We start from the raw sequence: 15,616 nt of genomic DNA, 5'->3' as shown, positions 1-15,616 counted from the left end.
TGGAGAAACCCATGAAATTCGTCTCTTACCGCAGCGGCACCGAAGCCCGCCTGGCCATCCTCGACGGCGACAGCGTCATCGACCTGAACCGCCTGGTCCCCGAGGTGCCGTCCGATGCCCGCAAGGCGCTGCAGTCCGGCATCGACCTGCGGGCCGCCGCGCGCCGCGCCATCGAAGTGGCGTCCGCCGCGGACCGCCAGCCGCTGGCCGGTATCACGCTGGCGCCGGTGGTACCGGAGCCGGGCAAGACCGTGTGCCTGGGCTTGAACTATTACGATCACGCCGCCGAGAGCGGCCGCGAAAAGCCCGTCTACCCGTGGTTCTTCCTGCGCTCGACCACGTCGCTGCTGGCGCATGGCGAAGCCGCCGAGCGGCCGCGGGTGTCGGAAAAGCTGGACTACGAGGCTGAACTGGCCGTCGTCATCGGCAAGCGCGGCCGCCATATCACGAAGGAAGAGGCGCTGGACTACGTGTTCGGCTACGCGGCCTTCAACGACATTTCCGTGCGCGATTACCAGAAGCGCACGCCGCAATGGACGATCGGCAAGAACTTCGACCGCACCGGCGCGTTCGGCCCGGTGCTGGTCACGGCGGACGAGCTGCCGCCGGGCGGCGCCGGCCTGCGCATCCAGTCGCGCCTGAACGGCACCGTGATGCAGGACGCGAACACGCGCGACATGATCTGGGACGTGGCCGAAACCATCGCGCTGCTGTCGGAATGCGTGACGCTGGAAGCGGGCGACGTGATCGCGATGGGCACGCCGGCCGGCGTGGGCCAGTCGCGCGTGCCGCCGGTGTGGATGAAGGATGGCGACACGATCGAAGTCGAGATCGAGGGCGTCGGCCTGCTGGTCAACACGATCCGGGACGAAGTGCAGGAAAAAGCGCAATCATGAACGCGCGTCCCGACTACGACGTCGCCATCGTCGGTTTCGGGCCGTCCGGCGCGGTGGCCGCCGCGCTGCTGGGCCAGGCCGGGCTGCGCACGCTGGTGATCGACCGCACGGACGAGGTGTATCCGAAGCCGCGCGCCATCGCGCTGGACCACGAGATCATGCGCATCTTCCAGAATCTCGGGCTGGCGGAGACCATTGCGCCGTTCTGCGAGCCGTTCACGCCGTCCGAGTACTACGGCGTCGACGGCCAGCTGATCAAGCGGCTGGCCACGGTGGAGCCGCCTTATCCGCTGGGCCACACGCCGTCGATGGTGTTCACGCAACCGCCGGTGGAAGCGGCACTGCGCGCGCACGTGCGGGCGCTGCCCAGTGTCGATGTGAAGCTGGGCCTGCGCTTCACCGGCCTGGAACAGGATGACGCCGGCGTCACGCTGTACCTGGAGGATGGCGGCGGCCAGCGCAGCACCGTGCGGGCCCGCTACGCGATCGGCTGCGACGGTGCCTCCAGCGCGGTGCGCGAGGCGCTCGGCATCGCACTGGAAGACCTGCAGTTCGACGAACCGTGGCTGGTGGTCGACGTGCAGGTCAACGAACGCGGGCTGGCGAAGCTGCCGTCCACCAGCGTGCAGTTCTGCGAACCCGGCCGGCCGTGCACCTACGTGATCGGACCGGGCAACCACCGCCGCTGGGAAATCTCGCTGCTGCCCGGCGAGGACCCGGCGTACATGGCGACGGAAGAGGGGGCCTGGAGCGTGCTGCGGCGCTGGATCGGTCCGGACGACGCCACGCTGTGGCGCCAGGCCAGCTACCGCTTCCATGCGCTGGTGGCGAAGGAGTGGCGCAAGGGCCGGGCGTTCATCGCCGGCGACGCGGCGCACCAGCAGCCGCCGTTCCTGGGGCAGGGCATGTGCCAGGGCGTGCGCGACGTGGCCAACCTGGCGTGGAAGCTGCGCGCCGTGCTGGGTGGCGAAGCTGGTGCGCATTTATCCGATTCCCTGCTGGACACGTATGCGGCCGAGCGCCGCGAGCACGTGCGCCAGCTGACCACGCGCATCAAGGATATCGGCGCGGTGATCTGCGAGCGCGATGCCGGCAAGGCCCGGGCCCGCGATGCGGCGCTGCTCGACGCGGCCAGCGGCCAGGTGAAGACCCAGGCGCGGCAGGACATCATCCCGCCGTTGTCCACCGGCTTCCTCGACATGAACGGCTGCGAAGGTGCCGGCAAGCTGTTCCCGCAGCCCCGCGTGCACGGCCCGGCCGGCCCGGCGCTGCTGGACGATATCGCCGGCGCCGGCTGGCGCATCGTCACCGATTTGCCAATCGACCGACTGCCGGCAGCTCTGCTGCGCGTGGCCGCCGGGCTGGGCATGCTGGTGTCGCTGCCGCCCGGCGAAGGCGGCTTTGCCAGCGGCCCGCACCGCATGCAGAGCGGCGAAGCCGATGGCGTGGTCGCCGGCTGGCTGGCGCGGCATGGCGTGCGCGCCGCCGTGGTGCGGCCGGATCACTACGTGTACGGCGTGGCGGCCGATGGCGGCAGCCTGCTCGCGCTGGTGGAAAACCTGCAGCAACGCTTGCCGTAGCTTCTTGCAATAACGCTATCACAACAACAATGGAGACAGGCATGACCGACCAGTTCAATCACGGCAATCCCCCGAACAATCCGCGCCGCCGCACCCTGCTGGGACTCGGCACCGCACTGGCCGGCGCCGCCATGCTGCCCGGCGCGGCCACTGCCGCTGCCGCCACGAAGGCAAAAGGCCCCTTCCCGAAAAACTTCCTGTGGGGCGCGGCGATCGCCGGCCACCAGGCCGAAGGCGACAACGTCAACAGCGATGCCTGGCTGCTGGAGAACGTGCAGCCGACCGAATTCAAGGAACCGTCCGGCGCCGGCGTCGACCACTACCGCCTGTTCGACCAGGATATCGGCATGCTGGCGCAGGCGGGCCTGAACACGTTCCGCTTTTCCATCGAGTGGGCGCGCGTGGAACCGGTGGAGGGCCTGTTCTCGGTCGCCGCGCTGGAGCATTACCGCGACGTGCTGGAAGCCTGCCGCAAGCGCGAGCTGCGCACCATGGTCAGTTTCAACCACTTCGTCAATCCGCGCTGGTTCGCCGCCCGTGGCGGCTGGGAAGCGGAAGGGGCCGCGGCCCTGTTCGCGCGCTACTGCGAAAAAGTCACGCAGCACCTGGGCCACCTGATCGACTACGCCACCACGTTCAACGAACCGAACCTGGCGCGGCTGCTGTTCGGCATTCCCGGCCCGCTGTCCGGCATGGCAGGCAACCCGCGCATGAAGGCCATGCTGGCCGAAGCGGCGCGCCAGACCGGTTCCGACAAGTTCTCCGCCTGGCTGTTCGGCGATTTCGACAGGATCCAGGCTGGCCAGCTGCAGGGCCATGCGGCGGCGTACCAGGCCGTGAAGGCGGTACGCCCGCAACTGCCGGTCGGCTTCTCGATCGCCATCGCCGACGACCAGGCGGTGGGCGACCCGGCCATGCGCGACCGCAAGCGCGCCATCGCCTACGAACCGTGGTTCAAGGCCATCGACGAACACGGCGACTTCTTCGGCGTGCAGACCTACACGCGCGAGCTGATCGGGCCGGAGGGCGTGCTGCCGCCGCCGAAGGACGCGGTGATGACGTCCGCCCACATGGAGTACTACCCGCAGGCGCTGGAAGCCACGCTGCGCTACACGGCGCAGCATGTGAAGAAGCCGCTCTACGTGACGGAGAACGGCACCTCCACCGACGACGACAGGCAGCGCGTGGCGTACATCCATACCGCGGTGGCCGGCGTGGCGAACTGCCTGAAGGATGGCATCGATGTGCGCGGCTATATCCACTGGTCGCTGATCGACAATTTCGAATGGATCTTCGGCTATGGCCCCCGTTTCGGCCTGATCGGCGTGGACCGCAAGACGATGCGGCGCACCGCCAAGCCGAGCCTTGCGGTACTCGGCAAGATCGCCAGGGCAAACGGAGTCTGACGATGGCGCCGCGACTGAAGACGATCCGACGGGCGGTGCTCGCCGCCTTGTTCGTGCCAGCCTTGCTGCCTGCCGTTGCGCCGTCCGCCTGGGGCGACGAGCTGGCGAAGGGCTTTGCCGATCCGCCCCAATCGGCCCGCCCGCGCGTGTGGTGGCACTGGCTGAACGGCAATGTCACGAAGGAGGGCATCCGCAAGGATATCGAGTGGATGTCGCGCTCGGGCCTGGGCGGCCTGCAGAACTTCGACGCCGAGATGATGACGCCGCCGCTGGTGGACAAGCGCCTGGTGTACATGGACGAGGGCTGGAAGGACGCGTTCCGCTTCGCCACGCAGCTGGCCGAAGAAAAGAACCTGGAATTCGGCATCGCCGCCTCGCCCGGCTGGAGCGAGACAGGCGGGCCATGGGTACCGGCGCAGGATGGCATGAAGAAGCTGGTGTGGTCGGAGACGGTGATTGAAGGAGGGCTTGAAGGCGGCAAGCCGGTGGAGGTGAAGCTGGCCCCCGCGCCGCGCACCAGCGGGCCGTTCCAGGACCTGTTCGTCCTGCCCGACATCATGGGTCACCGGCCGGACGCGAACAAGCTGGCGCAGGCCGGCGGGGACATCGCCGTCTATGCGTGGCCGGTCGAGGCGACATCCGGCGAGCTGCCCGCCATCCGCCTTGGCGAACGAACGCTGGACGCGCGCAGGCTGGCGGCGCCGCAGGACAGCGAGGTGGTCGAGATCGCGCCGCCTGCCGCCGGCGAAGCGATCGTCATCGCGCTCGACTATCCGGCACCGCGCACCGTGCGCTCGGCAACGATCTTCACGCCGGGGGCGGGAAATATCTTCGAAGGCCCTGCTTATCAGTCCGTGCTGGAAGCCAGCATGGACGGGCAGGCGTGGAAAAAAGTCGCTGACCTGCCGCTGTCGCTGGTACCGGCCACGGCGGGCTTCGCGCCGGTCACGGCGGCTCGCTTCCGCGTCGTCATCAAGGCGAGCCCGCCGGTTGTCAACCCGGGCTTCATGCCGGTGGCCGGCGCCGATACGGGACCCTTCGCGGCGATGGCCAAGCCGAAGAACCTGCGCCTTGGCCAGCTGGCCCTGTCGGCCGAGCCGAAAGTGCACCAGTTCGAGGCCAAGGCGGGCTTCACGACCGTGGCCGACTACCATGCGCTCGATGCCGCCGCCGATCCCGGCGAGGCGGGCATGGCGCCGTCGCGCATCGTCGACCTGACCGGCAAGCTGGCCGCCGACGGCACGCTGCGCTGGACGCCGCCGAAGGGGACCTGGAAGATCCTGCGGCTGGGCTGGTCGCTGACCGGCATCGAGAACCACCCCGCGACGCCGGAAGCCACCGGGCTGGAAGTGGACAAGTACGATGCCGGCGCGGTGCGCCGCTATTTGCAGACTTACCTGGGCAACTATGAAAGCGCGGTCGGCAAGGAACTGATCGGCAAGCGCGGCGTGCGCGCGCTGGTGACCGACAGCACCGAGGTGGGCGCGTCGAACTGGACACCGCGCATGCTCGAGCAGTTCAGCCGCCTGCGCGGCTATGACGCGCGGCCCTGGCTGCCGGCACTGGCGGGCCTCGTCATCGGCAACCGCGCCCGTACCGACGCCTTCCTGTACGACTGGCGCCGCACGCTGGCCGACCTGGCCGCCAGCGAGCACTATGGCACCGTGGCGGCCGTGGCCCGGGAACGGGGCATGAAGGTCTATGGCGAAGCGCTGGAAAGCGCCAGGGTGGCGCTGGGCGACGACATGGCGATGCGCCGCCACGCCGACATCCCGATGGCGGCGATGTGGACCTACCGGCCCGATCTCGGTCCCAACCCGAGCGCCATCGCCGACATGCGGGGCGCCGCCTCGGTATCGCACATCTATGGCCAGAACCTGGTCGCCGCCGAGTCCATGACCAGCGCCATGGCGCCGTGGGCTTTCGCCCCGGCCGACCTGCGCCCGATGATCGACACGGAATTCGCCAGCGGCGTCAACCTGCCGGTGATCCACACCTCGGTGCACCAGCCGCTCGGCGAGGACAGGAAGCCGGGCCTGTCGCTGGCGATCTTCGGCCAGTACTTCAACCGCAACGAGACCTGGGCCGGCATGGCGCGGCCGTGGGTCGACTACATGGCGCGCAGCGCGTACCTGCTGCAGCAGGGGCGCCACTACGCCGACGTGGCGTACTTCTATGGCGAAGAGGCGCCGCTGGTCACGCTGTACAAGAAGGGCCAGCCGGCCGATGCGCCGCGCCGCTACGCCTACGACTTCGTCAACGCCGATGCGCTGGCGCAGGCGCTGTCCGTCGACCGCGGCGACCTGTTGGCGAAGAGCGGCGCGCGCTATCGCGTGCTGTACCTCGGCGGCAGCAGCCGCAAGATGACGCTGGCCACGCTGCGGCGCCTGCACGCGCTGGCCACGCAGGGGGCGACGATCGTCGGCGCGGCGCCGGAGGGCTCGCCGGCGCTGGGCGACGATCCGAAGCAGTTCGCCGCGCTGGTCAAAAGCATGTGGAGCGCCAAGGGAAGCGGGAAGGACAGCGGCAGGGTCGCCGGCAGGGTCGGCAAGGGCCGCGTGGTCGACAGCGGCGACGTGGAAGCCGTCCTCGGCACGCTCGGCCAGGAGCCGGACTTGGACTACGCCGGCAGCGGCAACCCGCTGTCGTTCGTGCACCGCCGCCTGGCGGACGGCGACCTGTATTTCATCGTCAACCGCACGGCGGCGCCAGTCGACACGGAGGCGCTGTTCAACGTGCACGGCAAGGCGCCCGAGTTCTGGCATGCCGACAGCGGGCGAAGCGAACCGGCAGGCTACCGCACGCAGGGCCGCCGCACGGCGGTACCCCTGTCGCTGGGCGCCAGCGAGTCGGTCTTCGTGGTGTTCCGCAACGCCGCCGCCAGTGCCTCCGCCGCGCCGCCCGCCAGGCCGGCATGGACGCGGGCGGCGCTGCTGGACACGGGCTGGCAAGTCAGTTTCGACGGCCTGGGCGCGCCGCCGCCGATCGCCAGTGGCGCACCGGGTTCCCTGGCGGACAGCACCGACCCGCAGGTGAAGTACTTCTCGGGTATCAGCACGTGGCGGCGCGGCTTCACGCTGCCCGCCGGTGTGGAACCGGGCCGGTCCGTGAAGCTGGACCTGGGCCGGGTGGGCGACGTGGCGGAAGTGATCGTCAACGGCAAGCCGGCCGGCATCGCCTGGAAGCAGCCATATGCAGTCGACATCGGCCAGTTGGTGGTGGCGGGCGCCAATACGGTGGAGGTGAGGGTGGCCAACCTGTGGGTCAACCGGCTGATCGGCGATGCGCAGCCGGGCGCGCGCAAGGTGACGTTCACTGCCGCGCCGACGTACAAGCCCGATGCGCCGCTGCGCCCTGCGGGGCTGATCGGACCGGTCACGCTGCAGGTGCCGTCGAGGTAGCGAAGACCCGGCGGCACGGGCAGGCGCAGATAGCTGGTATCGCCAAACAAGGCTTTGGCGATATCCGCGGCGCCACTAAAGTTGGGGCATCCATTTCAGGAATACAGGGAGACACAAGTGGCTGGAATCATTTTCAACAACGTACGCATCTTCGACGGAGCCCAGCTGCGCGCGGGCATCGGCGCGGTGCGCGTGGAGGGCAACCGCATCAGCGAGGTGGCCGATGGCGGCCGCCTTATCGCGCCGCAGGCCGGCGACCGCATCATCGACGGGCAGGGCGGCACCCTGATGCCGGGCCTGGTCGAGGCGCATGCGCACCTGTCGTGGCCGAGCTCGGTGGAGCGCTTCGTGCCGGGCATGGCGCTGCCGCCGGAAGACCTGGTGCTGACGACGGCGCGCAACGCGCGCATCCTGCTGGACCACGGTTTCACCAGCGCCTATTCGGCCGGCTCGCTGAGCAAGTCGGTGGAAGTGGTGCTGAACACGTTCATCACGAGCGGCGGCATGCCGGGGCCGCGGCTGGTGGCGTCGTCGATCGAGCGCTCGCCGCCGACCATCGACGAACTGGACCCGGGCCAGGTGGCCGACCACGGCACCGGGCCGGAAGCGGTGCGCGAGTTCGTCAAGCAGTGCGCGTCGATCGGCGCCAAGTCGGTGAAGTTCCTGCTGTCCGGCGAGGATGCGCTGATGCCGGGCGCATCGCAGCAACTGCTGTACACGCAGGAGGAGGCCAGCGCCGCCGGCGAGCAGGCGCGCGAATCGGGCGTGTGGCTGGCCTGCCATGCGCAGGCCAACGAGGCGGTCAAGATGGGCCTGCGCGCCGGTTTCCGCGTGCTGTACCACTGCTCGTATGCGGACAGCGAAGCGCTCGACATGCTGGAAGCGAAGCGCGACGACATCTTCATCGCCCCGGCCGTCGGCATCATCCAGGCCACCCTGGATGCCACGCCGCCACCGCATTTCGACATGACGCACATGAAGGCCAGCGCGGCCGAAGTGCTGGCGCTGCAGAAGAAGCTGGTGCCGGAGCTGAAGCGGCGCGGCCTGAAGGTGCTGCCGGGCGGCGACTACGGCTTCCCGTTCAATCCGAACGGGCGCAACGCGCGCGACCTCGAACTGTTCGTCGAGCACTTCGGCTACAGCCCGGAAGAAGTGCTGACGGCGGCCACGCTGCTGGGCGGCGAATTGATGGGCATGGGCGATGAACTGGGCCAGGTGAAGCCGGGCTTCCTGGCCGACCTGCTGCTGGTCGATGGCGATCCGGTGGCCGACGTGACGGTGCTGCAGGACCGCAGGCGCCTGCGCGCCATCATGAAGGATGGCCGCTTCCACAAGGATCCGGCGCTGGCCGGGCTGGCGGGGGCGTAAGCATGGATGCGGGTATCCACCTGAACGTCGCCGCGCCGGACATGCGCAAGCTGGAAAAGGCGATCCGCGCCGCCGGGCCGGTGATCGATCCGGCGTTCGCGAAGAACCTGTATGCGCCGCTGCTGGCCAGCGCGCCGCGCGGCGGCGAAATCCTGCGCGACATCGCCTATGGCGGCGACGAGCGGCACCGGCTGGACGTCTACCTGCCGCTCGGCGCGAAGGACCCGGCGCCGGTGGTGGTCTTCCTGCATGGCGGCGGCTTCATCCGCGGCGACAAGGCCGACCGGGAAGCCGTGGGCCACTACTTCTCGCGGCACGGCGTGCTGGCGGTCCTGCCGAACTACCGGCTCGGCCCGCGCCACCGGTGGCCCGCCGGCGCCGAGGATGTATCGTCCGTGCTGGCATGGGCGAGGGCGAACGTGGCGGCGCATGGCGGCAATCCCGACCACATCGTGCTGGCCGGCGAATCGGCCGGCGCGGCGCACGTGGCGGCCGCCACGCTGGTGCGGCGGTTCCACCCTGCAGAAGGATTGAAGATCGCCGGCGCCTTCCTGGCGTCCGGCGTGTACAACGCTGAACTGGAACTGCTGGCGCGCGCGCAGCTGGGCATCGCCACGCCCGATCCGCGCAACGAAGCCTATTTCGGCACCGATTTCTCCGCGTACCGGGCCATGTCGACGGTGGCGCTGGTCGATGCGGCGCCGTTTCCGCTGGCGATCAGCTATGCGGAGCTCGACCCGATCCAGATGCAGGCGCAGGCCGGCGAGCTGTTCGCCGCACTGGTGACCCGGCACGGCTTCCAGCCCCGCATCTCGGTGGTGCGCAACCATAACCACCTGACGCAGGTCTACGCCATCAACAGCGGCGATGATGCGCTGGCCGGGCCGCTGCTGGATTTCGTGCGGGCGCCGGGGAAGTAGCTCTCCAGCGAGCCGGCGGCCAACAAGAAACCGGCGGCCGGCGAACACCGGTGTCAGACACCATTTTCCGGATGAGTCTCCCGGAAAACGGTATCTGACACCGGTTCTCTGCTGCCAACGCTGAAAGCAGGGCCGCCGCGTGCTACCTCTTCTTTACACCCGTAACAGCCCGCCTTTTCAGATGACAGCAACTACGAAACCCCCTACAGTGGAAGAAAAAAATATGCTGCCAAAGAATAATATCAAGGAGACAAAACCATGCGATTCAACCGGCTGGACCTGAACCTGCTGCTCGCGCTCGACGCGCTGCTGGAAGAACAGAACATCACGCGGGCCGCGGCGCGCGTCAACGTCAGCCAGTCCGCCATGAGCGGCATGCTGGCGCGCCTGCGCGAATTCTTCGAGGACGACCTGCTGGCCGCCGTGGGCCGCAACATGGAACTGACGGTGCTGGGCCGGCAGCTGGTGGGCCCGGTGCGCGACCTGATCCTGCACGTACATGCCACGGTGGGCATGCGCGTGACGTTCGACCCGGCGCGCGAAACGCGCTGCATGAAGATCATGGTGTCCGACTATGCCACCGAGGTGTTCCTCAACAAGGTGGTGGCGCGCGTGCTGCGCGATGCGCCGAACATGACGCTGGACCTGGTGCCGCTGGCCGACGACGCCGCCGAGAAGCTGCGGCGCGGCGAGAACGACTTCCTCATCATCCCGCGCCACTTTCTCGATCCCGAGCACCCGCAGCGCCTGCTGTTCGAGGACCACTACTGCGCCGTGATCTGGGAAGGCAATACGCAGGTGGGCGACACGCTCGATGCGGCCACCTACGAGCGGCTGCCGCACATCGCGCCGATGCTGGGGCGGCCCCGCTCGCCGACGATGGAGGAGCTGCTGCTGAAGGCGCAGAACGTGAACCGGCGCATCCGCGTGATCACCGCCGATTTCACCAGCATGGCCACCGCGCTGGTGGGCACCGACCTGGTGGCCACGATGCATGCGCGGCTGGCGCTGGCCTGCGCGCGGCGCCTGCCGATCCGCGTGCTGCCGCTGCCGTACGCGTTGCCGCCGATGGCCGAATGCGTGCAATGGCACCGCTTCCAGGAAAACGATCCTTGCCACATCTGGCTTCGCGGCATCATGCTGGAAGTGGGCCGCGGCATGCCGGCGAATGCCGAGCTGGCGATGGCGCCGCACAGCGCCAACGCGCTGGAGACGATGCCCCCGCTGCGGCTGCCGGCACTGGCCTGAGCCGGCGCCGCGAGCGGCGCCCGGGTGGGCTGGTTGGGGAGCCGCCGCCGCAATGGGCGCCATCCCCGCGGCCGGCCGGATAGAATCTTCCTGTCGTCATACTCCCGGGGAGATCCATGTCCGCTTCATCCGCCACCGTCGAACAGGGCATCCTGGCAGCAGGGGTCGGCAAGTTCCAGTACCGCCTGTTCGTGATCTTCGGGCTGGTGTGGATGGCCGACGCGATGCAGGTGCTGTCGATCGGCTTTTCCGCGCCGTCCATCGCGAAGACTTTCGGGATCGGCTTGCCGCAGGCGCTGCAGACGGGCACGTTCTTCTTCATCGGCATGCTGATCGGCGCCTTCGTGTTCGGCCGCCTGGCGGACCGGATCGGCCGCCGCCCGGTGCTGATGGCCGCCGTGGTCATCGATGCCGTCTGCGGCGTGGCCTCGGCGTTCGCGCCCGATTTCACATGGCTGCTGGCGCTGCGCTTCCTGACCGGCATCGGCGTGGGCGGCACGCTGCCGGTCGACTACACGATGATGGCGGAATTCCTGCCCAGCGACCGGCGCGGCCGCTGGCTGGTCTGGCTCGAATCGTTCTGGGCGGTCGGTACCATCCTGCTGGCGATCCTGGCGCTGTTCGCGGCGGGGTGGGGCGACGATGCCTGGCGCGTGATCTTCCTCGTCACGGGCATTCCCGCGCTGGTCGGCGTGGTGCTGCGCCTGTACATCCCCGAGTCGCCCATGTACCTGAACCGCAGCGGCCAGTCCGAGGCGGCGCGCAAGGTACTGGAACGGGTGGCCGCCGCCAACGGCCGCACCGGGCCGATCGCGCCGCTGCTGCCCGACAACGCGGGCCGCCACTCGCTGTTCGCGCTGTTTTCCGCCCAGCTGCGCCGGCGCAGCATCGCCCTGTTCGTGGCCTGGGGACTGATCTCGATCGCCTACTACGGCGTGTTCGTCTACCTGCCGGTCAAGCTGGGCGCCCAGGGCTTCGGCTTCATGCGCGGCCAGGAATTCCTGATCGTGCTGGCGCTGGTGCAGCTGCCCGGCTTCGCGCTGTCGGCCTATGGCGTGGAACGGTGGGGCCGCAAGCCCACGCTGGTGGGCTTCCTGGTGCTGTCCGCCGTGGGCTGCATGGGCTACAGCCTGGGCGGCTCGATGCCGGTGGTGGTGGGCGCCACGCTGCTGATGAGTTTTGCGCTGCTGGGTACCTGGGGCGCGCTGTATGCGTTCACGCCCGAGGTGTATCCGACCGACCTGCGCGCCAGCGGCATGGGCATGGCCGGCGCCGTGGCCCGCTTCGGCGGCCTGTTCGCGCCGGCCATCGTGGCGCCGGTGATGGCCACCCACTTCACGCTGGCGCTGGCGATGCTGGCGGCGTTCCTGCTGGCCGGCGCCGTGGCCATCCTGTGCGTGGACGCGGAGACGCGCAACCGCACGCTGGAGTAGAGATCGGGATATGACGGCCAGCACGAGTGCTGGCCGGTCTTTGCACTTGCCACTCTTATTGATGAGGTGGCAAGATGAAAGGGATGAAAGCCTATTCCCTTGCCAGACAATTCCTGTTGCCCGCGATGGTGTATTCAGCAATTTTCGCGGCAACGTCCGCGGCGATGTTCGCTGCCGCGTCGGCGCATGCCGCCGCCCCGATCGCGCTGCGCGACTACACCCGTACCACCTGGACGGCGCGCGACGGCGCCCCGACGGAGGTGCAGCAGATGGCGCAGACCAGCGATGGCATGCTGTGGCTGTCCACCTCGACCGCCCTGTACCGGTTCGACGGGGTCGTGTTCCATGCCTTCACCATGCCGCCCGGTGCCGAGGAAATGAAGGCCATCGTCGAACTGCGCGCACGTCCGAACGGCGAGCTGTGGATGGCCGACGAGGTAGGTGGCCTGTACATGATGCGGGCCGGCCGTGTCTACGACCGGTCGCCGCCGGGGCATGCCGCCACGGTACAGGCCATCGCGTTCGACCCGGACGGCAGCGTGTGGGCTGCCATGACTTCCAGTCTCCATCGCTTCGATGGCAGGACATGGCGGCGTTACGACGCGTTCGAAGGCGGGCCGAAAGACCAGGCCTGGAGCGTACTCGCGGACCAGTATGGACAGATCTGGACCAACAACAGCAAGGGCCTTTTCCTGCTCGACAGGGCCAGCGGAACGTTCCGGCACATCCTGGCCGCCACGACCGAGGGCAGCCTGATCACGTCGCCCGACGGCAAACTATGGCTGGCCGGGAAGAACGATCTTGTCGCGGTGCCGATGCCGCCCCAGCAGGTTCCCCTGCCGCCCCCGGAGTATGCCAACCGCGCATCGTCGCGTTCGCAGGCCCAGTTCGACCGGGACGGCAATCTGTGGTCGCTGCAGTGCGGTCCGGGCCTGTGCTACCTGCCCCGTGCGGCCGAGCATGCCGTGCGCGGGAAGATCGACCTGAAGGGCGCGGAGCACCTGTCCCAGCCGTGGCAGCTGTCTTCGCTGGCCGTCAACAGCGTGCTGGAAGATCGCGAAGGCAACGTCTGGCTGGCAACCCAGAATGGCCTCGACCGGTTTCGCGGCAACAAGGTGCTGGCGATGCCGATCCCGGGCGAACGCGGCGTTTTCAGCATGGCCAGCGATACCGAGGGCAATGTCTGGGTCGCCGAACCGGCTGCTTCGGTGGCATGGCGCCTGCGGCTGGATGGCCCGGCGGTCGCGGATCGCTCGGAACCGTTCCAGCTGGTTGCGAACGATCGCGACGGTGCCCTGCTGCTGGCGGGCCGCGGCGCGCTGGTGCGCCGCTACCGCGGCAAGGAAACCCGCCTGCCGCTGCCGCCTGGGCGCGATGGCAAGCCAAGCAGGGCGCCGCTGTACGGCATACTGGATGACGGCAAGGTGCTATGGATCGCATCCGCAGACATCGGGCTGATGGGTTACGTGGACGGAAAATGGAAAACCCGGGACGCGTTTCACTTCCCGCCGAAGGTTTTCGTCTCCGCCTACGGAGGCCGTCCGGGAACGCTCTGGCTGGGCTGTGGCGACGGCAGCGTTGTCTACTATGACGAAGGGAAGCTGACGACGTATGACGGCACCGCGGTGGGCATGTTCACCGCGGTGCTGCCAGGTCCGGAAATGGTCGTCGCCGGCATCAAGGGGCTCGCGGTCATGCGCGACGGACGCTTCCATCTGCTGCATGCCGACGTGCCGGAAGTGCTGCGGGGCGTATCGGGACTGGCTGTCGCGCCCAATGGCGATCGCTGGCTCAATGGCAGCCGCGGCATCGTCCAGGTGAGGGCGGCGGACTGGCGCGCGGCATTGACGCATCCGGAGCGGCCGCTGCGCTATCGCCTGATCGGCGCCCAGGATGGCTATCCCGGCAATGCCATGGTGACGAACCGGCTGCACAGCATTTTCACCTCGCCCGACGGGCAGATGTGGTTCATGGCGAGTGGCGGGATCGTCCGGCTCGATCCGGCCGCCGTACCCCGTAATGCCGTGCCGCCGGAGGTTCGCGTGGCCACCGTCACGGTCGGCAACTCGACCTATCCAGCGGAGGGCGCGGTGCGCCTGCCGCCCGGTTCGCCGAACTTCCAGGTATCGTTCGTCGCGCCGAGCCTCGTGCGCGCGGACGGCGTGCGGTTCCAGTATCGCCTGGCCGGCGTGGATGCCGACTGGCAGGACGGTGGATCGCGGCGCACTGCGCGCTACACCAACGTTCCCCCTGGCTCGTATCGCTTCGCTGTCCGGGCCATCAACGAGGATGCCGTGGCCGGGGCTGCCCAGGCGGACACGCTGATCGACGTGGCGCCGGCGCTGGCGCAGACATGGTGGTTTCGTGCCGCCATCGCGCTGCTGCTCGCTGGCGCACTCTACGCGCTGTACCGCTACCGCCTGCACCGGGCATTGGCACGCACGGCCGAGAAACTGCACGTGCGCATGGCCGAGCGCGAGCGCATCGCCCGTACCTTGCATGACACCTTCCTGCAAAGCGTGCAGGCGGTCATGCTGCGCGTGCAGGCCATGGCGATGGAGCTGCCCGCCGGCAGCGCGGCAAGGCGCAAGCTCGAGACCATACTCGACCAGGTTGACCGTACTCTCGACGAGGGCCGCGACCAGGTCCATGAATTGCGCTCCGGCCCCGATATCGTGCAGGCCGTGCGGATGGCCGGCGAAGCGCTGCAGGCGGCGCATGCCACGACGCGTTTCACGCTGGTCGTGGCAAATGAACAGCGTAAATTGCAGGCACAGACCGGCGAGGAAGCGACGGAAATCTGCCTGGAAGCGATACGCAATGCCTACCATCATGCCGGTGGCACGCAAGTGCAGGTACGGATCGCGTTTGGCGAGACGAGCCTTTGCATTTATGTTGCGGACAACGGCCGGGGAATGACCGAGCCTGGCATCCGCGAGCGTGTGGAAGAAGGCCACTGGGGCATGCTGGGCATGCGCGAGCGGGCAGCACGCATTGGCGCCAGCCTGGCCATCAGCAGCAAGCCCGGGGCCGGCACGACCGTCGAACTGACGGTTCCGCGGCGGCTCGCCTACCCGGATAGCGAGGTTGGCAACCTGCTGTCGTGACAGTGGCTGCCCGGCCGGCGAAAAAACCGGCCCACCGCGCGCATCGCCGGTTGCCGTGTGAGCTGACCTACCGTCCGGGCCATGGGAGATATCGCCGCCCTCCCGACACCTGCCGTATCTTCTCCCGTGACTCTGCCGCAGGTTCCCGCTACCGATAATTGTATACACAATATGTGTATGCAGTTTTCCTGCATGGTCGCGCGGACCGGCTGGCGCCTGCTTGCCGGAACCGCGCCATCCGCCGGCGGCCAGGCATC

At 68.5% G+C, this 15,616-nt stretch carries 9 protein-coding genes; all 9 read left to right on the top strand.

What is annotated here, in order from left to right; genetic code table 11:
* Positions 1–11 precede the first annotated feature (11 nt).
* Positions 12–896, top strand: coding sequence for a fumarylacetoacetate hydrolase family protein (locus EYF70_RS18265; RefSeq protein WP_131146681.1), 885 nt, complete (start codon positions 12–14; stop codon positions 894–896).
* Positions 893–2,476 (top strand): bifunctional 3-(3-hydroxy-phenyl)propionate/3-hydroxycinnamic acid hydroxylase, encoded by a 1,584-nt coding sequence (locus EYF70_RS18260; RefSeq protein WP_131146680.1) that lies wholly within the window; start codon positions 893–895, stop codon positions 2,474–2,476. The genes EYF70_RS18265 and EYF70_RS18260 overlap by 4 nt, the downstream gene beginning before the upstream one ends.
* A gap of 41 nt (positions 2,477–2,517) precedes the next feature.
* Positions 2,518–3,882 carry a family 1 glycosylhydrolase gene (locus EYF70_RS18255; protein WP_131146679.1) on the top strand — a complete coding sequence of 455 codons (1,365 nt, stop codon included), beginning with the start codon at positions 2,518–2,520 and terminating at the stop codon, positions 3,880–3,882.
* A 2-nt stretch (positions 3,883–3,884) separates the two neighbouring features.
* Entirely contained in the window at positions 3,885–7,283 is a 3,399-nt protein-coding gene (locus EYF70_RS18250; protein WP_131146678.1) for a glycosyl hydrolase, read from the top strand.
* Positions 7,284–7,400: 117 nt separating this feature from the next.
* Complete coding sequence (locus tag EYF70_RS18245; RefSeq protein WP_131146677.1) at positions 7,401–8,651, top strand: amidohydrolase family protein; 1,251 nt, start codon at positions 7,401–7,403, stop codon at positions 8,649–8,651.
* A 2-nt stretch (positions 8,652–8,653) separates the two neighbouring features.
* Complete coding sequence (locus EYF70_RS18240; RefSeq protein WP_229420445.1) at positions 8,654–9,571, top strand: alpha/beta hydrolase; 918 nt, start codon at positions 8,654–8,656, stop codon at positions 9,569–9,571.
* 258 nt (positions 9,572–9,829) lie between these two features.
* A complete protein-coding gene (locus EYF70_RS18235; protein ID WP_131146676.1) occupies positions 9,830–10,819 on the top strand; it encodes a LysR substrate-binding domain-containing protein in 990 nt (329 codons plus the stop codon).
* 116 nt (positions 10,820–10,935) lie between these two features.
* On the top strand, positions 10,936–12,252 hold the full coding sequence (locus EYF70_RS18230; RefSeq protein ID WP_131146675.1) for an MFS transporter: 1,317 nt from the start codon (positions 10,936–10,938) through the stop codon (positions 12,250–12,252).
* An 83-nt stretch (positions 12,253–12,335) separates the two neighbouring features.
* Positions 12,336–15,359: a sensor histidine kinase gene (locus EYF70_RS18225; RefSeq protein ID WP_165497726.1), complete on the top strand. Its 3,024-nt coding sequence runs from the start codon at positions 12,336–12,338 to the stop codon at positions 15,357–15,359.
* Positions 15,360–15,616: the final 257 nt, after the last annotated feature.

It is taken from the genome of Pseudoduganella albidiflava, assembly GCF_004322755.1.
GTDB classification, from domain to species: domain Bacteria; phylum Pseudomonadota; class Gammaproteobacteria; order Burkholderiales; family Burkholderiaceae_D; genus Rugamonas; species Rugamonas albidiflava.
This window is presented reverse-complemented; position numbering and strand designations above follow the sequence as displayed.

Coding starts and splice junctions, on each gene's coding strand:
- EYF70_RS18230 (WP_131146675.1), top strand. CDS start 10,936: ATGTCCGCTTCATCCGCCACCGTCGAACAGGGCATCCTGGCAGCAGGG.
- EYF70_RS18260 (WP_131146680.1), top strand. CDS start 893: ATGAACGCGCGTCCCGACTACGACGTCGCCATCGTCGGTTTCGGGCCG.
- EYF70_RS18240 (WP_229420445.1), top strand. CDS start 8,654: ATGGATGCGGGTATCCACCTGAACGTCGCCGCGCCGGACATGCGCAAG.
- EYF70_RS18225 (WP_165497726.1), top strand. CDS start 12,336: ATGAAAGCCTATTCCCTTGCCAGACAATTCCTGTTGCCCGCGATGGTG.
- EYF70_RS18265 (WP_131146681.1), top strand. CDS start 12: ATGAAATTCGTCTCTTACCGCAGCGGCACCGAAGCCCGCCTGGCCATC.
- EYF70_RS18235 (WP_131146676.1), top strand. CDS start 9,830: ATGCGATTCAACCGGCTGGACCTGAACCTGCTGCTCGCGCTCGACGCG.
- EYF70_RS18255 (WP_131146679.1), top strand. CDS start 2,518: ATGACCGACCAGTTCAATCACGGCAATCCCCCGAACAATCCGCGCCGC.
- EYF70_RS18250 (WP_131146678.1), top strand. CDS start 3,885: ATGGCGCCGCGACTGAAGACGATCCGACGGGCGGTGCTCGCCGCCTTG.